The 24,188-nt window shown below is 68.8% G+C and carries 17 protein-coding genes and 4 pseudogenes; 6 read left to right on the top strand and 15 right to left on the bottom strand.

Features of this window, described 5'->3' with window-relative positions; genetic code table 11:
* Positions 1 to 122: 122 nt before the first annotated feature.
* Together AB0H86_RS26365 and AB0H86_RS26360 are read right to left on the bottom strand one after the other, a co-directional pair.
* The gene (locus tag AB0H86_RS26365) at positions 123 to 1,091 is read right to left on the bottom strand and encodes a LacI family DNA-binding transcriptional regulator (RefSeq protein ID WP_362443559.1); all 969 of its coding nucleotides are present in this window, start codon (positions 1,089 to 1,091) and stop codon (positions 123 to 125) included.
* A gap of 572 nt (positions 1,092 to 1,663) precedes the next feature.
* Positions 1,664 to 2,761 (bottom strand): FAD-dependent oxidoreductase, encoded by a 1,098-nt coding sequence (locus AB0H86_RS26360; RefSeq protein ID WP_362443552.1) that lies wholly within the window; start codon positions 2,759 to 2,761, stop codon positions 1,664 to 1,666.
* 167 nt (positions 2,762 to 2,928) lie between these two features.
* On the opposite strand from AB0H86_RS26360, the pseudogene AB0H86_RS26355 reads away from it, so the two are divergent.
* Positions 2,929 to 3,171 (top strand): annotated as a pseudogene (locus tag AB0H86_RS26355) (ADP-ribosylglycohydrolase family protein); the annotation flags it as partial.
* Between the two features lie 127 nt (positions 3,172 to 3,298).
* On the opposite strand, the gene AB0H86_RS26350 reads toward AB0H86_RS26355, so the two are convergent.
* The gene (locus AB0H86_RS26350) at positions 3,299 to 3,946 is read right to left on the bottom strand and encodes a TetR/AcrR family transcriptional regulator (RefSeq protein ID WP_362443549.1); all 648 of its coding nucleotides are present in this window, start codon (positions 3,944 to 3,946) and stop codon (positions 3,299 to 3,301) included.
* A gap of 110 nt (positions 3,947 to 4,056) precedes the next feature.
* Between AB0H86_RS26350 and AB0H86_RS26345 the strand changes: the two genes are divergently transcribed.
* Positions 4,057 to 5,082, top strand: a complete 1,026-nt coding sequence (locus tag AB0H86_RS26345; RefSeq protein WP_362443546.1) for a hypothetical protein — start codon at positions 4,057 to 4,059, stop codon at positions 5,080 to 5,082.
* Between the two features lie 233 nt (positions 5,083 to 5,315).
* Here AB0H86_RS26345 and AB0H86_RS26340 read toward each other — a convergent pair whose 3' ends face one another.
* From AB0H86_RS26340 to AB0H86_RS26325, 4 genes and pseudogenes are all read right to left on the bottom strand, one after another.
* Positions 5,316 to 5,636 carry a GYD domain-containing protein gene (locus AB0H86_RS26340; RefSeq protein ID WP_362443543.1) on the bottom strand — a complete coding sequence of 107 codons (321 nt, stop codon included), beginning with the start codon at positions 5,634 to 5,636 and terminating at the stop codon, positions 5,316 to 5,318.
* 136 nt (positions 5,637 to 5,772) lie between these two features.
* A pseudogene (locus AB0H86_RS26335) lies at positions 5,773 to 6,165 on the bottom strand (transcriptional regulator); the annotation flags it as partial.
* Between the two features lie 193 nt (positions 6,166 to 6,358).
* Positions 6,359 to 7,036, bottom strand: a complete 678-nt coding sequence (locus AB0H86_RS26330; protein ID WP_362443540.1) for a response regulator transcription factor — start codon at positions 7,034 to 7,036, stop codon at positions 6,359 to 6,361.
* Positions 7,037 to 8,157 (bottom strand): annotated as a pseudogene (locus AB0H86_RS26325) (histidine kinase).
* A 528-nt stretch (positions 8,158 to 8,685) separates the two neighbouring features.
* Between AB0H86_RS26325 and AB0H86_RS26320 the strand changes: the two are divergent.
* A complete protein-coding gene (locus AB0H86_RS26320; protein WP_362443914.1) occupies positions 8,686 to 9,339 on the top strand; it encodes a hypothetical protein in 654 nt (217 codons plus the stop codon).
* 295 nt (positions 9,340 to 9,634) lie between these two features.
* Here AB0H86_RS26320 and AB0H86_RS26315 read toward each other — a convergent pair whose 3' ends face one another.
* The 7 genes and pseudogenes from AB0H86_RS26315 to AB0H86_RS26285 all read right to left on the bottom strand — a co-directional run bounded on the left by AB0H86_RS26315 (position 9,635) and on the right by AB0H86_RS26285 (position 17,594).
* A complete protein-coding gene (locus AB0H86_RS26315; RefSeq protein WP_362443536.1) occupies positions 9,635 to 10,351 on the bottom strand; it encodes a GntR family transcriptional regulator in 717 nt (238 codons plus the stop codon).
* Positions 10,352 to 10,589: 238 nt separating this feature from the next.
* The gene (locus AB0H86_RS26310) at positions 10,590 to 11,450 is read right to left on the bottom strand and encodes an amidohydrolase family protein (RefSeq protein ID WP_362443533.1); all 861 of its coding nucleotides are present in this window, start codon (positions 11,448 to 11,450) and stop codon (positions 10,590 to 10,592) included.
* A 220-nt stretch (positions 11,451 to 11,670) separates the two neighbouring features.
* The gene (locus AB0H86_RS26305) at positions 11,671 to 13,227 is read right to left on the bottom strand and encodes a sugar ABC transporter ATP-binding protein (RefSeq protein ID WP_362443530.1); all 1,557 of its coding nucleotides are present in this window, start codon (positions 13,225 to 13,227) and stop codon (positions 11,671 to 11,673) included.
* Positions 13,224 to 14,300, bottom strand: a complete 1,077-nt coding sequence (locus tag AB0H86_RS26300; RefSeq protein WP_362443527.1) for an ABC transporter permease — start codon at positions 14,298 to 14,300, stop codon at positions 13,224 to 13,226. The genes AB0H86_RS26305 and AB0H86_RS26300 overlap by 4 nt, the downstream gene beginning before the upstream one ends.
* Positions 14,297 to 15,379 (bottom strand): ABC transporter permease, encoded by a 1,083-nt coding sequence (locus tag AB0H86_RS26295; protein WP_362443524.1) that lies wholly within the window; start codon positions 15,377 to 15,379, stop codon positions 14,297 to 14,299. Before AB0H86_RS26295 ends, AB0H86_RS26300 begins: the two co-directional genes overlap by 4 nt.
* Positions 15,376 to 16,464, bottom strand: coding sequence for a mandelate racemase/muconate lactonizing enzyme family protein (locus AB0H86_RS26290; RefSeq protein WP_362443521.1), 1,089 nt, complete (start codon positions 16,462 to 16,464; stop codon positions 15,376 to 15,378). The genes AB0H86_RS26295 and AB0H86_RS26290 overlap by 4 nt, the downstream gene beginning before the upstream one ends.
* A gap of 35 nt (positions 16,465 to 16,499) precedes the next feature.
* Positions 16,500 to 17,594, bottom strand: a pseudogene (locus AB0H86_RS26285) (substrate-binding domain-containing protein).
* Between the two features lie 474 nt (positions 17,595 to 18,068).
* Here AB0H86_RS26285 and AB0H86_RS26280 point away from each other — a divergent pair.
* Entirely contained in the window at positions 18,069 to 19,250 is a 1,182-nt protein-coding gene (locus AB0H86_RS26280; protein ID WP_362443518.1) for an ROK family transcriptional regulator, read from the top strand.
* Positions 19,251 to 19,260: 10 nt separating this feature from the next.
* On the opposite strand, the gene AB0H86_RS26275 is transcribed toward AB0H86_RS26280, so the two are convergent.
* Positions 19,261 to 19,416 (bottom strand): hypothetical protein, encoded by a 156-nt coding sequence (locus AB0H86_RS26275; RefSeq protein WP_362443515.1) that lies wholly within the window; start codon positions 19,414 to 19,416, stop codon positions 19,261 to 19,263.
* A 227-nt stretch (positions 19,417 to 19,643) separates the two neighbouring features.
* Between AB0H86_RS26275 and AB0H86_RS26270 the strand changes: the two genes are divergently transcribed.
* Positions 19,644 to 21,506, top strand: a complete 1,863-nt coding sequence (locus AB0H86_RS26270; protein WP_362443512.1) for a carbohydrate-binding protein — start codon at positions 19,644 to 19,646, stop codon at positions 21,504 to 21,506.
* 178 nt (positions 21,507 to 21,684) lie between these two features.
* On the top strand, positions 21,685 to 24,099 hold the full coding sequence (locus tag AB0H86_RS26265; protein WP_362443509.1) for a glycoside hydrolase N-terminal domain-containing protein: 2,415 nt from the start codon (positions 21,685 to 21,687) through the stop codon (positions 24,097 to 24,099).
* The last annotated feature ends 89 nt before the right edge of the window (positions 24,100 to 24,188 follow it).

Raw genomic sequence — 24,188 nt, 5'->3', positions numbered from 1 at the left:
CCATTGGATACGTATCCACAGCATGAGAGACGAAGGGCGGATGGTCAAGAGGTGTCTCACGCGTGATTCGGGGGTGGTTCAGACGTGTTTCACGCGTGACTCAGGGGTGCTTCGGGGGTGGTTCACGCCGGAGCGGTGGTGGAACGCCCCACGAACTCCACCGGCAGCACTTCGTGCCGGTGCGGCCGGTCCGGATGCTCCAGCCGGTCCAGCAACAGTTCCACGCCGACCTGGGCGATCCGCTCCAACGGCTGGCGCACCGTCGTCAGATCGATGCGTTCCCACGCCGACAACGGCACATCGTCGCAACCCACCACGCTCAGCTCGCGCGGCACCGAAACACCCGCCGCCGCGGCCGCGTTGAGCGCCGCGTACGCCATGATGTCGTTGTGGCAGAACAGCGCCGTGGGCGGCTCGCCACCGGCGAGCAGCGCGCGCACCGCCCCATAGGCGGTGGCGTAGTCGTAGCCCCCCTCGACCTCGGCCAGGGCGACGCCCCCGTGGGCCCGCACCCGCTCACGGAAGGCACGGCCCCGCTGCTCGGCCGTGCTTGCCCCGGCCAGGCCGCACACCATCGCGATACGGCGATGCCCCAGACCCAGCAGATGCTCGGCCGCCAGCCGGCCGGCCGTGTGGTTGTCGGCCTCGACCTGGTCGGCCGGGAAGTCTTCAAGCGTGCGGTGACACAGCACAACGGGGATGCCATGCCCGACCATGCGCTGCGCCAGCGGCTCGTCGCGCACCGCCGAGGTGAACACCACCCCGTCCACGCCCTCGCGCCGCAGCAGCGCCAGGCCCTCCTCCGCGGTCATCACATCCGTGACCAGCGACAGCCGCAGCCCCTGCTCGTGCAGGACCCGCTCCATCGCCTTCACCATCACCGGATAGAACGGGTTCGTCAGATCCCGGATGACCACCCCGATCAGCCCCGAAGTGGCACCCACCAGACTGCGCGCCGCCTGACTGGGCTGGAAGTCGTACTTGGCCAGCACCTCGAGCACCCGCTGCCGGGTCTCGGGGGCCACGCTTCCACCGTTGAGAACGCGGGAGACCGTCGACTGCGCCACTCCCGCCTCGCGCGCAATCTGCACGCTCGTGACAGTCGGCCGCCGCGCCATGGGTCCCTACCTCCCGGTTGTGTCGAAGCAAGGATACGGATCGCCGGCTCAGCCTGGACACCGGCGTGATCTCCTGGGCCGCCGCTGGAGGGCCACGGGGCCACGCCGCGTCCCACGCGCCCCTCCTTTACTCCTCGGCCGTTCCGGCTCGAACAGCCCGGTGGCTAGGCGGACTTCAGCGCGCACCGCGTCCGCGCCGAACGGGGCCGCCTCCCGCACACACCGGCAAAGGCCCTTTCCCTGCGGCGAGTTCGAGCCTGCCACAGCGGACCGGGCAGCACGGGTGAACACTCTGATCTTCAAAGCCGCGCCGTTTCCGCGCATGCCATCGGCCGCGCTCTCCTGCCACCAGAAAGACGCCGGGTGCTGCCGTGTATCCAGGGCGGCGGGTTCGCCGCTCGTACGCCGCCTCACGATCTCCACATGTACGCGCTGACGCCCCCGGCCACGCTCGTCACATCCGTCCCGGGCGCGCCGCCGGCCGGCGAGAGGCCACCCACCGGTCAGCCGCGTGAACAACGCTTCAGGTCGATACATCCAGGCCCTCAACGCAGCGGGTCGTAAGGCGTCAGGTCGATCCCCGGATCGACCCGGCGGGCCAACCGCGCCGCGACCAAACCCGCGTAGGGGCCGACCGTCAGACCGGACGCTCCCAGGCCGTTGGCCACGACCAGCCCTGCGACCTGCGGAACCGCGCCGAGCAGCGGCCGGATGTCGGGACCCACCGGGCGGAACCCGATGCGGGTCTCCACGTGCGTGGCACCGGCCAGCCCGGGGGCCACCGACAGCGCTTCGCGAAGCACCTCCGCCATCCCGGCCGCGGTCACCCGGTGGTCGAAGCCGGCGTCGTCCTCGCGGGTCGCGCCGACCACGACCCGCGAGTCGTCGAAGGCCAGGAGGTAGTGCTGCGACCCCGGCAGCACTACCGGCCAGTTCGCGGTGTCCACACCCGGCAGCCTCAGGTGCATGATCTGGCCGCGCTGCGGCGCGACGCGCACGTGGATGCCGATCGGTTCGAGCAGCCGCGGCGACCATGCACCGGCCGCCGCGATGACGGCGTCGGCGCCGATGAACTCGTCGTCCACCTGCACTCCGCGGACTGCGCTGTCGGCGACGATCGCGGCCGTGCCGCTGACGGTCCGGGCGCCGCGCCGGACCGCGGCGCGACGCATCGCGTCGCGGACAGAGCGGCCGTCCAGGCGCGCTGCTCCCGGGATGTGGATCGCCGGGCCGTCGTGTTCGAGGGGTGGGAAGAGTTCGCCGGCCCGGCGAGCGCTGATCAGCTCGACCTCGCCGGCCATCGGGGACTTCGCGGCGCGCTCGACCACGCGCTGCAGCGCCTCCTCGGAATCGGCCTCGGAGACCAGCCGCAGCGCGCCAACCCGCCGGTAGCCGAAATCGGTCTCCCCGTCAGCGGCCAACGTCGGCAGCAGCTCCTGGTAGTGCTCCGCCCCGGCGACCGCGAGCCGGTACCAGTCCGGATCGTCCACGCGGGTGGACCACGGGCAGATGATGCCCGCCCCGGCCGACGTAGCGCTGCCCGGGGCCGGCGAGTCCACCAGGACCACGTCCACCCCGGCCCGGGCCAGTTCGTAACCGGCTGCCGCACCGACGATGCCGCTGCCGACGACCACCACTCTCATCTCCTGCGCCTCCTGATCCAGCCGACTTGTCCTCACCGCGTACCGCCCATGCGCCGCCGCACCCATGACGCAAGCAAGTACATGACAATTCTGGCGCGATCACCGCCGCATTACTCCTCGGCCAGACAGGTAGTGGGGCGGCCGTCTCTCGAGCCGCTGCCCGCACCGCGCTCCCGAACGTCCTGGCTCTTGTCCACCCCGACCACCGCGGTCGTTACGCCGCGGTCCTCGCGCCCGACTGGCACCCCGATCAGGCGACCGAGTTCAACGGTGCCGTCCGGCCCTGCCTGGGCTCCGCCACCTGGGCCCTGCGCACCACCACCGGCTTCGAAGACGCGATACGCGCGGCGATCGACCTCGGCGGTGACACGGACACCGTCGCCGCCGTGACCGGAGGCCGCGCGGGGGCGCAGGTAGATCGCCGAGCGGCTGAGTGTTTCACGAGCGACCACCTGTGAAACGCTGCCGCCGATCCTTGACGGCACCGCGGCTCACGCCGGAGCCCACCGCGACGTCGGAGCCGTCAGTGGAACGGATTCACTGGCACAAGCGCTGTTGTGCCTGTTCTTCGGCGGCGTCGAGTGCGGGTTCGAGTGTGGCGAGCGCGGAGCGGAGCAGGTCTGGTAGCGAGCCGGACGGCACGACAAGCCCACCGGTTGTGAGTGGGGCGGTCGGAGGTTGGAGCCACTGCTGGAGTGCGACCCGAACCGCGGCGGCCACGCTCGCCGCGAGCACGCGAGGAGCAGGCGTGCCGGTGTGGCCGAGGCGCTGGTCGATCGCGGCGGCGAGGGGGTGTTCGATCGCTGCGGCGGCGTCGAGGAACGTGTCACGCAGCGCGGGACTGGCGGTGATCAGCAGCAGCTCGTCGTGGTCACGCGGTTCGGTGTAGTGCTCCAGGATCGCTTCGACCAAGGCGTCGGCGAGGCGGACCTGGGCGGGCCTGGCTGCCACCGCCGCGGCGACCCGGGATTCCCGTTCGGCGGTGACGGCGGCGACGATCGCCTGCTCGCGACTGGAGAAGTAGTTGTTGTAGGTCCTCGGCGAGACCCCGGCCGCCTCGGCGATGTCGTCGACGCGGACGTTGTCGGACCCTCGCTGGAGGGCCAGCCGAAGTGCCGCCTCACGCAATGCCACTCGGGTGGCCTGCTTCTTCTCCTCGCGCAGCCCGGTCCGCCTTGTCGTCACCCTCGGAGTATCCCAGCTTGAGTGCGTGCCCGCAAACTTGCGGTCGCGCAATCTTGCGTGCACGCAAGACTTTCTTCTACTCTCGAGCCCCCTACAGAAAGGTCAGACGCATGCGAGCCAAGGGCATCTGCTACGACACCGGCTTCCTCCGCAACGGCGGCAGCTCCCGGGAGCACTTCGACCCCGACCTGGTCAGGAAGGAGCTGACCATCATCCGCGACGATCTCCACTGCACCGCTGTCCACATCACCGGCGGCGACCCGGGCCGCCTGGAGCTCGCCGCCCGTCACGCGGCCGAGCTCGGACTGGAGATCTGGTTCTCGCCCTACCCTCTGGAGCTGACGACCGACGAAATCCTCATCCTGATCGCTGACTGCGCAGAGCGGGCCGAGCGACTCCGGACGCAAGGGGCCGAGGTCGTGTTCGTCACCGGCGCTGAGCTGAGCGTCATGAACCATGGGTTCCTCGAAGGCGACAGCGTCGAAGAACGACTCAATCGGCTACTGAGCGACCCGGCCCGTCGGCCCGAGAGAATCGCCGCAGTCGGCACCCGTCTCAACGCCTTCCTCCGCGAAGCCGTGGCGGTGGTCCGCGAGCGCTTCCACGGCAAGGTCACCTACGCCGCTATCCAGTTCGAGGGCATCGACTGGGACCTGTTCGACTTCACGACCTTCGAACTCATCCGGTCCGCGGAGGTGGCCGACCGATTCCGAGACGCCGTGCGCAGCCTCGTCGCACAGCCCAAACCGCTCGCCATCACCGGCTTCGGCACCGCCACCTGGCGCGGCGCGGGTGACGTCGCACCCCGCAGCATGGAAATCCTCGAAACCGACAAAGCCACCGGGGCGCCGCTCCGGCTGACCGGGGAATACGAGCGCGACGAGGCCGGCCAAGCGGCATACCTGAGCGAACTGCTGGAGATCTTCGACAGCGAGGGCGTCGACAGCGCCTTCGTGTTCCTCTTCGCGCTGTACAACCTGCCCCACCGCCCCGACGGCGATCCTCGCGACGACCTCGACCTCGCCAGTCTCGGCATCGTCAAGGTCCTCGAAGACCGCCACGGCGACACTTACCCCGGCCTGCCCTGGGAGCCCAAGGCCGCCTTCGCCGCGATCGCCGACCACTACCGCGACTGAGTCCGCTCGGGAGCAAGACGTGAGGGCCGGATGAAGTCCGTTTCTCCGTGCTCGATGGGTCGGCAGTGTCTGCCGGGACCCGGGGACGGGGCACAGCGGCGGCCGGCGTTGCGAAGCCGCCTTGCTCATCGGTCCGTTGCTCGGTCACGGCCGGCCGATGGTCTACGCCCGCCGACAGGTCGGTGAGACCCCGCGCCCCGGGCACGGCGCGCTCTGGCACTACGGCCGGTCCGCTACGCGCCCGGGGCGCGGAAGTCGACCTGTCGGCGGGCGGCCTCGTCGATCTCGTTGACGGTGAGGAGCGGAGTGGCCCGGGTACGGAGGGCGCCGCTGGCCTTGACAGTGAGGCTGACGGCGGCCATGGAGACCGGGTCGGGGAAGTCGAGGATGAGGACGATGTCGTCCTCCCCGAAGGCGAAGTACATGGCCTCGACCGTGCCGCCGAGGCCGGTGACGACCTGGTCGACGGCGGCGCGGCGACCACTCGCACCCTCCTCGAGCAGCCCCCTGGTGCCCTCGGTCGTATAGGTCGCCTGGATGAGGAACTTCGGCATCGGAAGGCTCCTTGCCCATCGCTTGTCCGGTCTGCGCAAGGGCCTTCCCGCAGGCACGTCGGCTGCCCCACACCGCGCGCCCGGATTCACCCGGACGGCGGCGGCCCACCGGTCACCGGCCGGACGGGCGCGTTTGGTCGTCGGGGCGGTAACGGGCCCGGGTGGCCGGGTCGGTGAACCACCGGTAGATGATGCTGCGGGCTGGGCCGGTGTACCGGGTGGTGTCGCCGGTGAGTGCAACGCCGAGCGGGGTCTGCCGGAGGGTCTCGCCGAGTTCGGTGACGATCTCGGCGGGGGTGTCGGTGAGCCGGTCGAAGATGCGGAGCAGGCCCGGACTGACGTGTTCGCTGATCGCGCCTCTCGCGGGTGGGTTGTGCCCGGCGAGGCGGAACAGGTGGTCACGTTCGTCGAGGGACGGATGCAGACCCTGCGCGATCGAGGCGATCGTCTGCTCGGACGGATGCGGTCCGCGTACCCGCTCGAGCCGGCTGTAATAGTCGGTTGGGCCGCCACCTCGCCGGACGCACACGTCGCCCGCCTGTACGGTCCCAGCGGTCGCGGGCACCTGTCCGGCGGGCCCGCCGGACAGGCCGTTTACTCCCGGCTTCGCGGCGAGGACGACGCGAAACGCATCTGGCAGATCTCCGAGAACCTCACCCACACCTCCCAGTCGTCGACCTCAGTGATCAGAGTGGGCAGCACTTGGAGCCGGTTCGGGCTGGTCAGTCCTCCGCGTCGCGGACCAGGAGGGCGATCTGTACTCGATTCTCGAGCGCCAGCTTCGCGAACACGTTGCCTACGTGTGCCTTGACGGTCGCGACGCTGATGCGCAGCCGCTGGGCGATTTCCGGGTTGCCCAGTCCGTCCGCGATGGCCCGAGCGGTTTCGCGTTCTCGTTCGGTCAGTGTGGACAGCTGTTTCCGCGCGGCTTCGCGGGATGAGTTGCGCGTGTGAGAGGACTGCGGGCTGGTGGCTGCGGCGATCACCCGTGCCGTGGCCGCTGGAGACAGCACGGGGTTGCCGTCCGCGACGGTCCGCACCGCGTCGAGAATCCGCCGCGGTGGGGTGTCCTTGAGGACGAACCCGAGTGCTCCGGCGCGCAGTGCGCCGAGCACCAGATCGTCGGAGTCGAAAGTGGTCAGCATGAGCACCCGCGGCGGCGCCGGCCGGGTGAGGAGTTCCCGGGTCGTGCTGAGACCGTCACGGCGGGGCATCCGCACGTCCATCAGCACGACGTCCGGCCGCTGCTCGTCCACCACGGTGATCGCGGCGTCCCCGTCGGCCGCCTCCGCGACGACGGTCAGGTCCGGTTCGCCGTCGATGACGAGCCGCAGTGCCATGCGCACCAGTTGGTCGTCGTCGACGATGACGACACGCACCGGCTCCCGCTCGGAATCCACTCATACGCTCTTTTCGCGGGTGGGGTTCGGCCAGGGTAGTTGCGCGGTGAGGAGGTACCCGTGGTCGGCTGTGGGGTGGTGGTCGAGTTTTCCGCCGGCGAGAGTGACGCGTTCAGTGAGGCCGAGGAGGCCGAATCCCGATGCCGGTGGTTGTGTAATTGCCGTGGTGGCTGGGGAGTTGTGGACGCTGACGTTGAGTTTGTCGCCCGCTGTTCCTTCGAGGGTGATGTGTACGTGTGCGCCTGGGGCGTGTTTGGCGGCGTTGGTCAGTCCTTCCTGGACGATCCGGTAGCAGGTTCGTCCGACGGCTTCGGACGGTTGTCCCGTCACGCTGGTGGTGAGCGTGACGTCCAGTCCGGATGTGCGGGCGTCAGCTACCAGGTCGGGGATCCGGTCGAGGGAGGGTTGTGGTGGTTCCGGGCGGCCCGGGTCGGCCCGGAGCACGCCGAGGACATCCCGTAGTTCTTCCAGGGCTTGGTGGGAGCCGTCGGCGATGCCACGGACCAGCACACGGTTCTCCTCAACTGTGAGGTCAGCGCGGTGGTCCAGCACCCCGGCTGCATCGCGACCAGGGAGATCCGGTGCGCGAGCACGTCGTGCATCTCGCGGGCGATCCGGTTGCGCTCCAGCGCCCGTGCCTGCGCCGCCCGCGCGGTCTGTTCCCGCTCCGCGCTCTCCGCCCGCTCCCGCAGGGACCGCAGTTCGACACGCCGTGCGCCGATGGCCGTCCCGACGGCCACCGCGATGCCTGCGATCAGCGCCGGGAACGCGAGTTCAAGCCACAACGGGGCGGGCGGGGTCGGGTAGAACCCGCCGGTGAACTGTGACGCGGTCACCAACGCCAGAGCGACGACCCCGGCCTCCACCGGACGGCGGCGGGTGGAGAGCGAAACCAGCGCCAGAAACGCGGCGCCGGAGGCGAGTGCCGACGCGGTCGAGGCGATCGCGACCGTCATGGCGACGGCGAGCGGGAACCGCCGCCGCCACAGAAGCGCCGTCAGACAGCCGAGAGCCACCAGCGGATCACCGATGACGAACCACGAGCCGGTTCCGGTCGCCTGTCCCCGCAGCACCACACCGGTGGAGAGCCAGAGCGGTATGCCCACTGCCGCGGCCGCCATCAGCGGCCATGTCTGCTGCCACCACCCGAGCCGTGGCGCGACGTCCGTGTTCACCTGATCATTATCGCGACACCGCGCGGCCGTTGAGTCAGACCGGGGGCTGATGCGCCCTCGACCAAAGTCGCATCACCGCCCCGCCTTTGGTCGAAGACGGCGCGAGCCGCCGGGCTGATGTGCCTGCCCCGTCGCATGGACAGACTCGTTCACGTGCCGAGACAACGGGACACGAGACGGAGTAACGCGATGCGCAAGGGGGGCTGTATGGCCGTTGAGGCGGTCGGGATGGTGATCACGGCCCTGGCCGCCCAAGCGATGATCCGCGGTTTGCTCAACCAGGATTCCGAACCGCTCTGGGGCATCCTCAACGGGGTCCCCGGCGGCCTCACCGGCCAGATGATCCTCCTCGGATCCATCGCACTAGTCGCCATGGTGCTCGGTGGCTGGGCACACGCCCGCCACGAACCGACCCGCGATTCCGGGAGTCTCGATCCTGGCCACCGGGCAGCGCAAGTAACGGGAAGCGGAAGCATGTTCAAGGAGTGGCGGCATCGTCGGGCTGTGCAGCGGGTCAAGCCCGGGGACGGACGAGCGCTGAAGCGTTTCCGCTGGTGGCAGTTGCTTTCCCGCGCACTGTTCCATCTACGGCTGACGAGCGACGACGGCCGGCCGACGGTCTACGCCATCGACGTCACGCATCAGAATCAGTCGTCCGGCTACCTCAAGGTCCATCTGTACCTCGATGGCAGGCATCACGCCGAGTCCAAAGTCCCTGCCGTCTTTCCCGTCCAGGGTGGCACCGTCGAAGTAAGGACGAGCACCTTCGGGCTCAAGCGCTGCCACTACGTCACCGCCGAGGGCGCCGAGTTCCAGCTCATCCCGGACCCCGCCTCCGCCGAGGGGCGCCGCGCGCGCCTCGACCGATCGCACCCCGCGCTGAGCCGCCGGATCGGTTTCCTCTCGCTGATCGTGCTCGTCATCGGCCTGGTTCTCCTGATCCTTCAGCTCGCCGAACAGGTCACCCGGGCGCCGGAGGGCGTCTCCCAGTACGTCGGGACCTTCACCTCGCCCATTGATCTACCGGCATGGGGCAACGTCGTGCTCGGGCTCGCTACTGTGGCGGCCAGCACCGAGCGGGCGCTGCGGCTGCGGTACAACTGGCTGCTCGACGGTGGGGCGGGCTGAATCCCTCGGTGGTCGGTGATCACTGGTCAGCCGGCTCCGCACCTGACTGTCCGGCCAGTCCTAGCCGAGTGCAGCTGTCGCGGCTCGGAGTTCATCGAGTGCCTGGCGGGTGAGCTCGGGGAGCGTTTGCTGATCGGCCTGGTCGGAAAAGTACCCGTGCTGTCAGCAGTCCCGCGATGCTGCCACCCAGTCCGCCCTAGGCGCCTCGTGGGCTGGAAGGGATTCCGGACGGCTTCCGCGACAAGCTCCTGAGCGCCGACTTCGGTGCCGCCACCATCAAGATCAAGGACGGAGACTACTTCGGGTCCTGTGTGAGCTGGCGCTGAAGGCTGCGGGTGAGGTGTTCCGCCATGGCTTCCGCGGCGCGGTCGGGCTTGCGGCGCAGAATCGCGCGTACGACACGTTCGTGTTCCGCCAGCGTGGGGTCGTCTGCGCTTCTGACACTTCCGAGCCTGAAGACATGCAGATGGGAGTGGAGCCGCTCCACCGCATCGGCAAGCAGCGGACGTTGCGATGCCACCGCGATCGCGTCGTGAAAGCGCTGGTCGAGTGCGGCGAAGTCGCGGTAGTCCGCGTACCGCCCCGTCGGCCCGGGGTGGGTCTGCATCTCCTCCACGAGCCGCTCAATGGCGTCGAGTTGCTCCTCGGTGGCGTTGACAGCGGCGAGAGCCGCCGCTCTCGGTTCCAGGAGGAGCCGCATTTCGAAGAGTTCCTCCAGGCCCTCGCGGGTCAGCAACTCGGTTGCGCGGTACCCGGAGAGCGACCTTTTCACCACCAGTCCGTCGGACTCGAGCCTGGCCAGCGCCTCACGGACGGGCGTGGGCGAGACACCGAGAGCACGCGACAGCGCCTCGATCCCCACGCGTGCGCCAGGGGCGATCTCATGGTCCATGACCATGGCTTTGATCCGCTCGTAGACGCTGTCCGAGAGGGCCTGGCGACCAGGACCGGCGGATTGGCCTCTTCCTTCGGACTCCGGGGCCCTGGCAGATGAACTTTCATGCGGTGGCATCCGTTCTCCTGCTCCTGCCGCTCCGGAGTTGACGGGACTGGAGCAGTTTACCGAGGTGAGGGCGTTGCCCGGTGCCGCCGCAGTCGCGCGGCCGCCCCGGGTGCCCGCAGTCCCGGCCTGGGCTCGTCCGCCGTCGTCGGAGTGGACGGAGGGCTGCTCACCGCCGCCCGCTGCTGGACGCATGGACTTGATCTCCTATTCCCTTCTGACGGTTTGTGTGCCGCAGGCGTCGGCGGCGTCAGGGCACGCGCAGCCGGTAGGCGTTCAGCGCCGTGCCGCCGAAAACGTCACCCCGTTCGTCCACGCTGAGCCCAGCCGTCAGGGCACGGGCCGCATCGAGCACTTTCGCGTAGTCGGCGGCCACCGTACACACGGGCCAGTCGGAGCCGTACATGATCCGGTCCGGGCCGAAGGCTTCGAGGACCGTCTCGGCGAAAGGACACAGGTCGTCGACTGTCCAGCCGCGCCAGTCGGCCTCCGTGACGAGGCCGGACAGCTTGCAGAAGGTGTTGGGTTCTGCCGCGAGGGCCCGCAGTTCCGAAGCCCACGGTTCGAGCGCGCCCTCCGCGATGCCGGGTTTGCCGATGTGGTCCAGGACAAACCTGAGGCCTGGCAGACGGCGGGCCACGGCGGTGGCCGCCGGCAGCTGATGCGGGAGAATGACCAGGTCGTAGGCCAGGCCGGCGGCAGCCACCGCGGACAGACCTCGCAGGACATCTTCCCGGACCAGCCACCGCTGGTCGGGTTCCGACTGCACCTGGTGCCGGATGCCCACCAGCCGCCGGCCGCCCGGCAGTTCACGCAGCCGGGCCAGTGTGTCCGCCACATCGGGAGCTGTCAGGTCGGTCCATCCGACCACTCCGGCGACCAGCGGGTCAGAGGCCGCCTGGGCCAGCATCTCGGGGGTCTCCTCCGGGACCGTCACGGTCTGCACCATCACGGTCGCGCCGACTCCGGCGTGCTCGGCCGGCGGGCGCAGGTCCGCCAGCGAAAAGGTCCGGCGCAGAGGCGCGAGTTCCGGACCGGTGATCCACTCCTGGTCCCGCACGACCAGATCCCACACATGGTGGTGGGCATCGACGAGTGGCGTGACACTCACGAGGTTTCCTCCTCCTCCGGTCGGTCCTCGATGACGAGGACTTACAGGTGCGCGGTCCGGGACGAGTGGTCCGCACAGGCGACGCGGGACACCGTCCGTCTGGTGACACGTCTGGTCTCACGGCATGAGGAACACCTGCTCCATCGAGGCCCACCACTCCCCCGGTCGACGTACCTGTCCACCTGTTCCGGACGGATTCCAACCACCTGTGCCACTCGCTTCATTCCGCTTCCTCCCGCGCGGTCACTGCCGAGGTCACTGCCGAGAGCGCGCGGTCGTGGATGATTCGGATGATCCGGCCGCTCATCCGTTCGTAGTCTCTGTCGTTGTCGACCTCGCCGCGGATGCGATGGTCGGCCATGACGAGGACACGGTCCGCCAGCGTGATCATCTCGGTGAGGTCGCTGCTGATCAGCAGGATCGGCAGACCTCCGCGGGCCAGCTCCCAGAGGAGCTCGTGGAAGGCGTGTTTGGTACGCACGTCGACGCCCACCGTCGGCTCGTCGACGATCAGCAGCCGGGTGTCGGCCGCGAGCCATTTCGCCAGACTCACCTTCTGCTGGTTGCCGCCGGACAGCTCACCGGCGTTCTGTTCGAGCCCCGCGACACGGATACTGAGACGGTCGACCATGTCCTGCGCCACGCTCCGCTCTTCGGAAGCGGAGACGAACCCGAGAGCCTTGGCGAGCTTCTTCCACACGGTGACCGTGATGTTCCGGTGGATGGGCTGCTCGAGGAAGACGCCTTCTTCCTTGCGGTTCTCGGTCAGGTAGCCGATGCCGAACTCGTGCAGTGCCTGGCGGGGGGAAGCGATCCGGGCCGGCTTGCCGTGCACCCTGATCTCGCCGCCTGTGACCCGGTCGAGGCCCAGAACGGCCTTGACCAGTTCGCTGCGCCCGGCGCCGACGAGTCCGTAGAGACCGACGATCTCGCCGGTCCGTACCTCCAGGGAGATGTCCTTGTGGCCGTCGGCGGTGGAGAGCCCGGCGAGCGCGAGAACCGGGGCGGCCGACCGGTCCGGGGTGCGTGGCCGCATCGCGGTGGCCGTGTGCGCGCGGCCGACCATCAGGTTCACGATGTCGTCATGCGTGTGGTCGGCAAGCGGTGAGGACTCCAGCACGGACCTGCCGTCGCGCAACACGGTGACGGTGTCGCAGATCGCGAAGACCTCTTCCAGCTTGTGGCTCACGAAGACGACGCATGTGTCACGGGCCGTCAGCCGCCGGACCACGTCGAAGAGGCGTTCGGCCTCCTGCGGGGACAACGAGGCGGTCGGCTCGTCGAGCAGCAGCATCTGGCTCTCGGTGTAGAGCGCCTTCGCGATCTCCACCAACTGCTGCTGGGCCACTGACAGTTCACGGACCGCCCGGTGCGGGTCGAGGTCCAGTCCCAGCTCCGCAAGGCAGCGCAGGGCGGGCGCGTTCATGGCCTCCCGGTCGACGAGCCCGCGGCGCGAGGGAGGGCTCTGCAGCGTGATGTTCTCCGCCACCGAGAAGTCGGGTATGAGGTTGCGTTCCTGGTGGACGACGCCTATGCCGGTCCGGGTGGCCTCCAGGGGCGAACGCAGGCGGACCTCTTCGCCACGCCACGTGAGCCGGCCGCCGTCGGGTGTGTGGACGCCGGTCAGGACCTTGATGAGGGTGGACTTCCCCGCACCGTTCTCGCCCAGCAGTGCGTGCACTGATCCGGCCGTCAGGCGCAACCCGACGCCGTCCAGGGCCCGTACTCCGGGGAAGACCTTGACGATCCCCCGGCCTTCGAGAAGGACGTCGCTCATCGCGCACCTCCGGCGTTCGGCAGGGCGGCGTCGGCCGTCGGTCCTGGGCCGACCGGTGCGGGCGGGGTACGCCCTTGCGCCTTGCCCTTCTTTTCCAGGTGTGTCTGGTGGATGCGGCCGCCGACCACCGTGCCGAGCACGACCAGGCCGATGAGGAAGTTCACCCAGCTCGGGTCGAGCGAGAACTGGGCGCGCGCGGCGTCGATGAGCCGCATGACGAACGCCGCCAGGACCGTGCCGAACACCGCGACGGATCCGCCGCTCAGCGCGACACCTCCGGTGATCGGAGCGGCGAAGCTCGGCAGCAGCCAGTCTCCGCCGACACTGCGGTTGACACCGGGCAGCGAAGCCGTCGCGGTCACGGCGGCGATGCCGACCAGGAGACCGGACAGGGTGTGGGCGAGCACGATCTGCCGGTCGGTGGAGATGCCCGACAGTCTCGCCGCCAGCGGGTTGCCGCCCGCCGCGAGAAGTCGGCGACCGGCGGTCGTGCGGTACATGAACGCGGCCAGCAGGGCCGCCGCGGCGAGCGCGGTGAGGAACACCAGGGGGAGGTTCAGCGGGGCCGCCCGGCCGAGGTCCCTCAGGGTCGGTGAGTAGCCGTCGACGGTGCGGGTGCCGACCAGCCGGTACTGGGCTCCCAGCAGGATGGTCATCGTCCCGAGCGTGACGATGAAGCCGTTGATCCGCGTCGCCACGATGAACACGCCGGTCGCCAGACCGACCAGAGTCGCCGTGAGGACGCCGGCCGCGACGGCGATGGGAGCCGGGACACCGTCGTCGGCCATCAGAACACCCGTCAGACAGGCCGTGAAGCCGCCCAGGGCACCGACTGCGAGGTTGAGCTGTCCGACGCACAGAGCTGCCATCTGGGCGAGCCCGATGAGAATGGGCGTGGCCAGGTACTGCAGGAAGGTCCGTACCGACGGTCCCTGGAAGAACTCGCCCGAAGAAGCCACTCCCAGGGCGACGTATCCGGCCAGCACCACGCACAGCAGCGTCATGCTCGTGGAGCGGGAGAGACGGCGCAGGACCGCGCCGGCCCTGGCTCCGCGATCGTTGAGCGTGATCATGTGGAGCGCACCACCTTGCGATAGGACACGACGGTGCGCACCCGGTCGGCCGACAGGGCCAGCAGCAGGACGCAGCCGAGGTAGATGTTCAGGCTCTCCAGGCCGACGCCGAGCAGGTCCAGGCCCTTGCGGATGACGCCGACCAGGGACGTGCCCAGCAGTGCGCCGAGTACGGAGACGACGCCGCCCGTGAGCAGGGTGCCGCCGAGGACCGCGCCGAGGAACGAGGGCAGCATGAAGTCGTCGCCGATTGCGGCGCGGAACGTGCCGGTACTGGCTGCGGCCATGAAGCCGGCAAGCGCGGCGAGCAGTCCGGAGAGGGCGTGCGCGAGGATCACACGGCGGCCTGTGGGGATGCCAGACAGTTCCGCCGCCGCCGGGTTGGCCCCGGTCAGCAGGAGCTCCCGGCCCATGCGGGTACCGGCGTACAGGAAGCCGAGGCCGGCGAGCGCCAGGACCGTGAACTGCGCCAGCTGCGGGACGGCCGGGGATCCGCAGACGGGTCCGACACAGATGTCGGCGAGCGAGCTGGAGCGCAGTTGCGTGAGCCCGTCCGGCTGCGTGGTGAAGGCCGCGTTCTCGGTCAGCGCGGAGTAGAGCAGGGAGACCAGTCCCAGCAGGGCGAAGTCCATGGCCAGGGTGACCACGAAGGAGTTCACCCCGGTACGGGCGATGATCCAGCCGGTCAGGGCGCCGATGGTGGCGCCGACGAACAGGCAGAGCAGCAGGCCGAGTGGGAGGGGCAGGCCGAGCCGGTCGTAGCCGAGGCCCGCGAACAGGGCGCCGAAGGCAGCCATACGGCCGACGGCGAGGTTCATGTGTCCCACGGAGAGGACCACCATCTGGGCGAGCGCCACCACGGTCAGCGTCGAGATGTCCCGCAACAGGGGGAACAGCACGAGACGCTCATCGAAGAACGCCGGCCGCAGGACGCCGAACAGCGCTGCGAGAGCGACCGTGAGTACCAGGAGACCGAGCCGCTGGTTCACCCAGAACGGCAGCCGCTGCGCGGACCGCGGCGCGCCGGCCGCCCCGTCGGCCCGGCTTTCGTTCTCCGGTGTCACGACGGGTGTGCTCATGCCACCCTCCTGTTGTCGATCGCGTCCATGTCCCAGTCGATCCCGATGCCCGGCACGTCCGGTGCCACCGCCAGTCCGTCACGGACCGTCAGTTCGGTGCGGGTCACCGCTCGCAGCTGCGGGATGTACTCGACGAACATGCCGTTGGGCACCGCGGCGGCCAGGCTGACATGCAGCTCCATCAAGAAGTGCGGGCAGACCATGACGTTGTGGCTCTCGGCCGTGTGCGCGACCTTCAGCCACGGCGTGATGCCGCCGACGCGCGCGGCGTCGACCTGTATGACGGAGGCGGCGCCCGACTCCAGGTACGTGCGGAACTGCATGGCGGAGTACATGGACTCACCGACGGCGACGGGAATCCTCGTCGCGGCCGCCAGGCGGGCGTGTCCGCTGATGTCGTCGGCCGGGAGAGGCTCCTCGAGCCAGTACGGTCCGTAGGGCTCGAGGGCGGCCGCGAGGCGGAGCGCCGAGGAGATGGTCTGTGACTGGTTGGCGTCGGTCATGATGTGCAGCGACGGCCCGACCGCCTCGCGGACGGCACGCAGCCGCTCGGCGTCCTCGGCCACGTGCGGCTTTCCCACCTTGATCTTCACGCCCGCCCACCCGGCCTTCTGTGCCTTGAGCGCGGAACGCACCAGGTCGTCGGTGCTCAGGTGGAGCCAGCCGCCTTCGGTGTCGTACAGCGGGACCTCCTGGCGGTGGCCGCCGGCCAGCCGCCACAGCGCTTCACCGGCGCGCTTGCACCGCAGGTCCCACAGGGCGGTGTCGACAGCGGCGAGGGCGAGGGAGGTGATGGCTCCGGTGGTGGTGGCCCGCGTCGTGGCGAACAGCCGCTGCCACAGTGCTTCGACGTTGCGGGCATCCGCTCCGATGAGGAGAGGCAGCAGGTGCTCCCGCAGCAGGGCCAGGACGGACGACCCGCCGGTGCCGATCGTGTAGGCGTAACCGGTTCCCTGGAGGCCGTCGCCGGTGTTGATCTCGACGAGGATCGTCTCCTGTTTGACGAAGGCCTGCACCGCGTCCGTGCGGTCCGTCTCCACCTCGATGTCGGCCAGCAGTGCCGTGGCGGTCGTGATGAGGGTCATGGTGCGAGGTCCGCTTTCCGTAGTGCCGTCGGCGGTCAGTTGCAGTCGAGGTACGTGTCCGCGAACTGCTTCTTGAGCTCCTCGGTCTTGGCCTTCCTGGCCGAGTCGAAGGTGTCCACGTCCGCCTTGCTGACCACGAACGAGCCGGAGTCGATGATCTGGCCCGGTTGGCGCATGGTGCACTGCTTCGTCTGCAGCAGCGCCAGCACCCAGGCCCCCACCTCGGCCTGCCCCACGGGGTTCTGCACCACGGTGGCGGCGACCGAGCCGTCCTTGATGCCGCTCAGGATCTTGGCGTCGTCGTCGATGGCTACGACCTTGGCCTTGGACCCGGAACTCTCGACCGCGTCGGCGGCGGCGACGGCGGGGTTGTAGGCGGTGGTGACGATGCCCTGGATCTGGTTGCCCTTGGCCGCGAGTAGGTCGGAGACCGCTTTCTGCGCGGTCTGCAGGTCCTTGTCGACATCGGTGATCGTCTGCAGCAGCTTCACCTTGCCGCCGGACTCCTTCACCGCCATGGTCACACCCTAGATGCGCAGCTGCGTGTTGGCGTCCACGTTGTTGCCGGTGAGGTGAACGAGCGTGCCCTTGCCGCCCATTGCGTCGATCGCGGCCTTGGCCGCCTTGTACGCGGCGACCTCCACGTCCGTGGACAGGCAGAAGTCGGCCTTGTCGGTCCCGCCGGACGGGCAGGAGGCGAGCGAAGCCACGGCGAAGCCTTGTGACTTGAGGTCCGAGAAGGTGGTGTTGATGTCGGTGGGCGACACCCCGAAGATCCCGAACGCGTTGTAACCGCGGGCCGCGAGTGTGGAGAGCAGGTTGTCCTGCTTCTGCTGGTCCCATTCGGAGGTCTCGTCGAAGGTCATGCCCCCGAGGCCGTACTCCTTCTTCGCGGCGGCCCCCGCCGCCTTCCAGGGCTGGAAGTACGGGTGGGCACCGCCGGGCACGAGGGCGACCTTGGTGCCCGACCCGTCGGCCAACTCGGCAGTGCCGGTGCCGGTCTTGGCGGACGCGGTGGTCTGGGCGTCCGAGGTCTCGTCGGAATTCTTGATGGTGCAGGCTGCCGAGCCTGCCAGGAGCATGGCCACGGCGACGACGCCTGGCAGAACGGAACGGATCGGGGGATGCATCTCCACCACTTCCCAGAATCAAATAGGAAATCGGGTAGGGCGATGCTCAGCCACACCGCGCTCGCCGTCAACCCCTTGAACCGCACGTACCGAAGATCTCGCCGGTACTGCCGCTCATCGCACCGAGCACGGTACGGTTCAGCACAACGACGAAGCGTCCGAATCCGGCATATCGACCCTCTGGTTGGGTGCCTTGATCTCGGATCGAGCCAAGAATCCTATAGGAAACTGGGACCCCTAGGGGGCAGATCCGACGCTTGCCGGGAACGACCGAGACGCTGTCGGCCACGGATGCGTGGAGTACGGCAGTGGTGGCGGTGCCCCGCGAGGCGCTGGAAGCCTACGCCTTGGATCAGCCACCAATCCAGCGAGGAAACCTATCTTTCGAAGGCTCAACACGCCACTGCTGAATACTTCAGAAGAAGAATGGTTTTTTCATTGACAGCGGAAAAGAGCAGCTCTAGGTTTCCGGCCATGCGCCCGGCCCCGCCCCGTGATTCGTTCCCAACCGTCACTCCGACCGCCTCCGTTGTCTTCACTACCCTGCTCTCCCACGGTCCGCTCACCCGGGCCGCGGTGGGGCGGCGTACCAGGCTCTCTCCGGCTGCCGTCACCAAAGCGGTCCGTCCGCTGCTGGAGCTCGGCTACCTGGTGGAGGGTGTGCACGAAGGGGCGGAGCCCGCGGTGGGACGTCCGGCCTCCCTGGTGCGGGTGGCCGCGGGAAGGGCACTGTTCATCGGGATCAAGGTGACAGGCGACGAGATCATCGCCGTGCTGGTCGACCTGTGTTGCCGTATCCGGCTGTCCCGGCACGTGCGCCTCACGGGCCGCGAGCCGGAGGCAGTGCTTCCCGCCATCACCGCGCTGGTACAGGAGTTGCTCACGGAAGCCGTCGGATTCGGTGTGCAGGTGCGGGGCCTGGGCATCGCGATCTCGGGGGACGTGGACCGCGCGAGCGGTGTGGTCCGCTACTCGCCCTTCCTGGAGTGGCGGGACGTACCGCTCGCCGAGCTCGTGGGGACCGCGACCGGGCTGCCGGTCATGCTCGACAACGACGTGCGGGCGCTCACGGTCGCCGAGCACTGGTTCGGGGCCGGAGTCGGACTCTCGGACTTCGCCCTGGTGACCGTGGGGGCCGGCATCGGCTGTGGCCTGGTGGTACACGGGCGGGTGGTGTCGGGCGCGCACGGCGTGGCCGGTGAGATCGGGCATCTGTCCCTCGACCCGCTCGGCCCACTCTGCCACTGCGGCAACAGGGGGTGCGTGGAGGCGATCGCAGCGGACCCCGCGATACTCCACGCGGTGCGCGCGGCCACGGGCAGACAGGTGAGCGACGCGACCGAGGCGCTGGACCTGGCCCACAGCGGTGACCTCGGTGTCCGAGCGGTCTACGCACGGGCCGGCGAAGCCATCGGCAGGGCCATTGGCTCCCTGGTGAACATCCTCGGTCCCGAGCGGGTGATCATCTCCGGGGAGGGCCTGGCCGCCTACGACCTGTTCAGCGACGGCATCAAGGACGCGTTCGCCACGTCCGTCTTCGGTACCGGTTCGCAGTGTGACGTGGTGACACGTCCCCTGCCGTTCGAGGAGTGGGCGCGTGGGGCCGCCGCCACCGCGATCCAGTCCTTCATGGGGTCAGACACGTACGAGGAGTAGTGATGACGCTTCAGAGCCGCAGCCCATAGACCGCAGCAGAGCCGCCCGCCGAACGGTGCTCCACGGACTGCTCGGTGTCGTGGCCGCCACCCTGGCCGTACCCGTTTCTCGCGAAGACGGCCCACGCCACGGTGATGAACGCCCTCCAGCAGGAGAGCAACTTCACGGTCGAGACGGACGTCGTCGGCCACGGCACCTCCCACAGGAGCGTTCTCCTGCCCGCAGGGGCAACGCCATCCCACGCTCCTGGCGCACTTCCCGCTGCGGCGACAGTTCACCAGCGGGCTCACCATCGATTCGGGCAAAGGGCTGAGCCGCCCGTCCCCTGCCTGGAAGAACACCCGTCCCCGGGTGCCCGCACGATTCCGCTGACCCACAACCAGGAGGCGACCCATGCGGTCCTCCCCGTACAGAACCCTGCGCGGAGCCCTTGTCGGCTTCCCGCGCCGTACCATCAGAGCCGCGCTGGTCCTGGCCGTCACGGCTGGACTCGCCACAGCCGTCCCGGCCACCGCCGGACAGGCCGCGGCCGGCCAGGCCGCGGCCGTCACCTCGGGCGCGGCCACGGCGGACGCCGGCTCCGGCATCGCGGCCAAGCCGTACATGGGCTGGTCCAGTTGGAGCATGCAGTCCTCCCAGTACCCGGGCCTGAACCCGGACGGCAACTACAGCTACCTCACCGAGGCGAACGTCCTGAAGCAGGCGGATGCCCTCGCCACCACGCTGAAGAAGTACGGCTACGAGTACGTCAACATCGACGCCGGCTGGTGGATGGACAAGAACTGGACGTCCCAGTTCGACCAGTACGGCCGTCAGACTCCCGACCCGGTCCGGTTCCCACACGGCATGAAGTCGGTCGCCGACCACATCCACTCCAAGGGCCTCAAAGCCGGCATCTACCTCCCGGTCGGCCTGGAGAAGGGGGCGTACGGCGACGGCAAGGTGCCGATCTGGAACGCCCCCGGCTGCACCACCGCGGACGCCGTCTACCAGGACCTGCGCACCACCAACGGCTGGGACAGCTCCTACAAACTGGACTTCGACAACCCCTGCGCGCAGAAGTACATCGACTCGCAGGCGCAGATGTTCGCCGACTGGGGCTACGACTTCCTCAAGGTGGACGGCGTGGGCCCCGGCTCGTTCAAGTCCGGTGACAACTACGACAACGTCCCGGACATCGCCGCCTGGCACAAGGCCATCGCGGACACCGGGCGCCCGATCCACCTGGAACTGTCCTGGTCGCTCGACATCGGCCACGCCGCCGACTGGAAGAAGTACTCCAACGGCTGGCGCATCGACACCGATGTCGAGTGCTACTGCAACACCCTGGTCACCTGGGAGAACTCGGTCAACGACCGGTGGAACGACGCTCCCGCCTGGAGCCGCAAGGCAGGCCCCGGCGGCTGGAACGACCTCGACGCGATCGACGTCGGCAACGGTGAGATGGACGGTCTCACCAAGGCCGAACGGCAGAGCTACATGACCCTGTGGGCCATCAACAAGTCGCCCCTGTTCACCGGTGACGACATCACCAAGCTGGACAGTTACGGTCTCTCCTTGCTGACCAACGAGGAAGTCATAGGCGTCGACCAGAGCGACTCGCCCGTCGCGCGTCCCGTCACTTCGTTGGGCGACCAGCAGGTGTGGGGAACGAGGAACTCCGACGGCAGTTACACCGTCGCCCTGTTCAACCTCGGCAACTCGTCGGACTCCGTCACCGCCAACTGGGCGTCCTTCGGATTCACCGGCGCGGCCTCCGTACGCGATCTGTGGACCCACAGGGGCCTCGGGACGTACAAGAACAAGATCACCGCGACCCTGCCCGCACACGGCTCCCGGCTGTTCACCATCAAGCCCGGCGGCCCTCCGCTGGCGACCACAGGCTACGAGGCCGAGTCCGCGAACAACACCCTGACCGGCAACGCCTCCGTCTCGGCATGTGACTCCTGCTTCGGAGGCAAGAAGGTCGGCAACCTCTACCTCGACAGCAAGGTGCAGTTCAACGACATCAAGGTGAAGAAGGACGGCATCTACACCATCAAGGTCGCCTACGTCAGCGGCGACTCCCGTTCGGGGACGGTCTACTCCAACAGCGGAAACGGCACCAAGGTGAAGTTCCCCTCCACGGGCGACTGGGACACGGTCGAAACCATCAGCGTCCAGTTGGCTCTGAAGGCGGGCTCCAACACCATCACGTTCGACAGCGGCTGGGACTACTCGCCCGACATCGACAGGATCGACGTACCCAAGTCCTGACACCTGCCGCGGGCCCCCGGACCGACACGTCCGGGGCCCCGCGCCCGGGGACCGTCCGTGCCCCCACACGGTCCCCCAGCACCCGGGCGGGCACGCCCGGCGTACTCACCTCACGCAAGGCCCGACGGCCCGTATCCGTCGTTCCCGTGCGCCGTTCCCCGGACATGGAGTGCACAACGTGGACACCCAGCACACCGAATCACGCGACAACCACCCGAGTCGCAGAGGCTTCCTCGCCCTCGCCGCCACTGCCGGCGCCGCCGCGCTCGCCGGTCTGCCCGCCTTCACCGCCTCGGCCGCCCCCCTCCGCCCCACCTCCTCTCCTCTGCTGTCCGCGGCCGCCGCCGCGAAGAACCAGCTGTGGTGGCAGGCTCCCGGCTCCTCCAACTCGATGATCCAGCAAGGTCTGCCGGTCGGAAACGGGCGCCTCGGAGCGCTCGCGGGCAACGACCCCTCCGGCGAACTCCTGATGATCACCGACGCCACTCTGTGGACCGGTGGTCTCAACGACACCCTGCAGAGCGACGGCCAGTTCCCCTACGGCCGGGACGACTTCGGCTCCCTGACCCTGCTGGCCAAGCTCACCGTCGACATCCCCGAGCACGACCTGGGCTCCGTCGACAACTACCGTCGCACCCTGGATCTGGCCCAGGGCTTCGTCAGCGCCTCGTACGACCTGTCCGGCGTCACCTACCGGCGGCAGGTCTTCGCCAGCCGTCCGGACGACGTCATTGTCCTGTACTTCTCCCAGCAGGGCGGCGGCACCTACACCGGTACCGTCTCCCTCACCGGCACCCATGGCGAGTCCACCACCGCCGGCAGTGCCGGGCGCTACGCCTCGTTCGGTGCCGCACTCGCCAACGGACTGAAGTACGGCGCCGCCGTCACGGCCTTCAGCGGCACCGGCAAGGTCGTCGTCGACGGTACGTCGATCTCGTTCAGCAAATGCAAGGACCTCACCGTCGTGGTGAGCGGCGGTACCAACTACGCGCCCGACGCCGACGCCGGGTTCCGCGACCCGTCCCTGGACCCGGAGCGCCTGGCGCGGACCAAGGTCCTGGACGCCGCCGGCCACTCCGCGGGCACTCTGCTGAACACACACGTCGCCGATTTCCGTCCCGTCTTCGAGAGGCAGGACATCAACCTCGGCACATCGTCCGCCACCCAGCGCAAGCTGGACACCTGGCAACGGGTGCAGGCCCGCTACCGGGACAACGTCCCCGACCCCGAACTCGAGGCGGCTTACCTGAAGTTCGGCCGGTATCTGATGATCTCCGGGTCGCGGGGCAGCCTGCCGATGGGACTGCAGGGCCCGTGGCTGGACGGCAACGACCCGGACTGGATGGGCGACTACCACACCGACATCAACATCCAGATGAACTACTGGATGGCCGACCGGACGGGACTGTCCGACTGCTTCGACGCCTTCACGGACTACTGCCTCTCGCAGCTGTCCTCATGGACGGACGTCACCCAGCGGCTGTTCAACACCTCGACCAACAGGTTCCGCAACTCCACTGGGAAGATCGCCGGTTGGACCGTGGCCTTCTCCACCAACCCTTACGGCGGCAGCGGTTGGTGGTGGCACCCGGCATCCAACGCCTGGCTCTGCCAGAACCTGTTCGAGCACTACGAGTTCACCCAGGACCGTGCGTTCCTCGAAAGGATCTACCCCCTGATCAAGGGGGCCGTGGAGTTCTGGGAGGCCCGCCTCATCACCACGACCGTCACCGACGCCTCAGGAGCCTCGCGCGAGGTCCTCGTCGACGACAGCGACTGGTCCCCCGAGCACGGTCCGCAGGACGCCAAGGGCATCACCTACGCCCAGGAACTGGTGTGGAACCTCTTCGGCAACTACCACACCGCGACCCGGGTACTGGGCAAGGACATCTCCTACAGCACGACCATCGACGGCCTGCGTGAGCGTCTGTACCTGCCCGTGGTCAGCCCCAGTAGCGGCTGGCTCGAGGAGTGGATGTCGCCCGACAACCTCGGCGAGACCACGCACCGTCACCTCTCCCCGCTCGTCGGCCTCTTCCCCGGCGACCGGATCCGCCCGGACGACTCCACGCCGAAGGACATCATCGCCGGCGCGACGGCCCTCCTGACCGCCCGCGGCATGAACAGCTACGGCTGGTCCAACGCCTGGCGCAGCCTGTGCTGGGCCCGGCTGAAGAACGCGGAGAAGGCCTATCAGCTCGTCATCAACAACCTGAAGCCGTCGGCGGGCGGCAGCAACGGCACCGCGCCGAACCTCTTCGACATCATGGACATGGGAGGGGGACGCGGCATCTTCCAGATCGACGCGAACTTCGGTACCCCCTCCGCGATGATCGAGATGCTGGTCTACTCGCGGCCGGGTCATGTGGAGCTGCTGCCCGCACTGCCCGGCGCGTGGGCGGCGAACGGCTCGGTGTCCGGCGTCGGCGTCCGCGGTGGCTTCGTCGCCGACCTCAAGTGGAAAAACGGGAAGGTCAGCCAGGTGACGCTGAAGAGCGTCGGCGGCCGTGACACCACCGTCTTCGCGGGCGGCGCCTCGCGGAGGATCAGCCTGAAGCCCGGTGAGTCCGTCACGCTGTCCAACCTCGGCTGAGGCCGGTTCGGCACCTGAGGGCCACACGGCCCGTCCGGCCCGTTCCGGCTCCCGTCCGTCTTCGGCCGGGAGCCGGAACGGGCCGAACT

The organism is Streptomyces sp. NPDC050997, assembly GCF_040660135.1.
Classification (GTDB): domain Bacteria; phylum Actinomycetota; class Actinomycetes; order Streptomycetales; family Streptomycetaceae; genus Streptomyces.
The sequence above is the reverse complement of the archived record's forward strand: the minus strand, read 5'-3'. Positions and strand labels throughout refer to the sequence as shown.

What these genes read in the sequence shown, in the direction of transcription:
- AB0H86_RS26360 (WP_362443552.1), bottom strand. Translation starts at nt 2,761, where the DNA reads ATGAGAGTGGTGGTCGTCGGCAGCGGCATCGTCGGTGCGGCAGCCGGT.
- AB0H86_RS26345 (WP_362443546.1), top strand. Translation starts at nt 4,057, where the DNA reads ATGCGAGCCAAGGGCATCTGCTACGACACCGGCTTCCTCCGCAACGGC.
- AB0H86_RS26340 (WP_362443543.1), bottom strand. Translation starts at nt 5,636, where the DNA reads ATGCCGAAGTTCCTCATCCAGGCGACCTATACGACCGAGGGCACCAGG.
- AB0H86_RS26320 (WP_362443914.1), top strand. Translation starts at nt 8,686, where the DNA reads ATGTTCAAGGAGTGGCGGCATCGTCGGGCTGTGCAGCGGGTCAAGCCC.
- AB0H86_RS26315 (WP_362443536.1), bottom strand. Translation starts at nt 10,351, where the DNA reads ATGCCACCGCATGAAAGTTCATCTGCCAGGGCCCCGGAGTCCGAAGGA.
- AB0H86_RS26305 (WP_362443530.1), bottom strand. Translation starts at nt 13,227, where the DNA reads ATGAGCGACGTCCTTCTCGAAGGCCGGGGGATCGTCAAGGTCTTCCCC.
- AB0H86_RS26300 (WP_362443527.1), bottom strand. Translation starts at nt 14,300, where the DNA reads ATGATCACGCTCAACGATCGCGGAGCCAGGGCCGGCGCGGTCCTGCGC.
- AB0H86_RS26295 (WP_362443524.1), bottom strand. Translation starts at nt 15,379, where the DNA reads ATGAGCACACCCGTCGTGACACCGGAGAACGAAAGCCGGGCCGACGGG.
- AB0H86_RS26290 (WP_362443521.1), bottom strand. Translation starts at nt 16,464, where the DNA reads ATGACCCTCATCACGACCGCCACGGCACTGCTGGCCGACATCGAGGTG.
- AB0H86_RS26280 (WP_362443518.1), top strand. Translation starts at nt 18,069, where the DNA reads ATGCGCCCGGCCCCGCCCCGTGATTCGTTCCCAACCGTCACTCCGACC.
- AB0H86_RS26270 (WP_362443512.1), top strand. Translation starts at nt 19,644, where the DNA reads ATGCGGTCCTCCCCGTACAGAACCCTGCGCGGAGCCCTTGTCGGCTTC.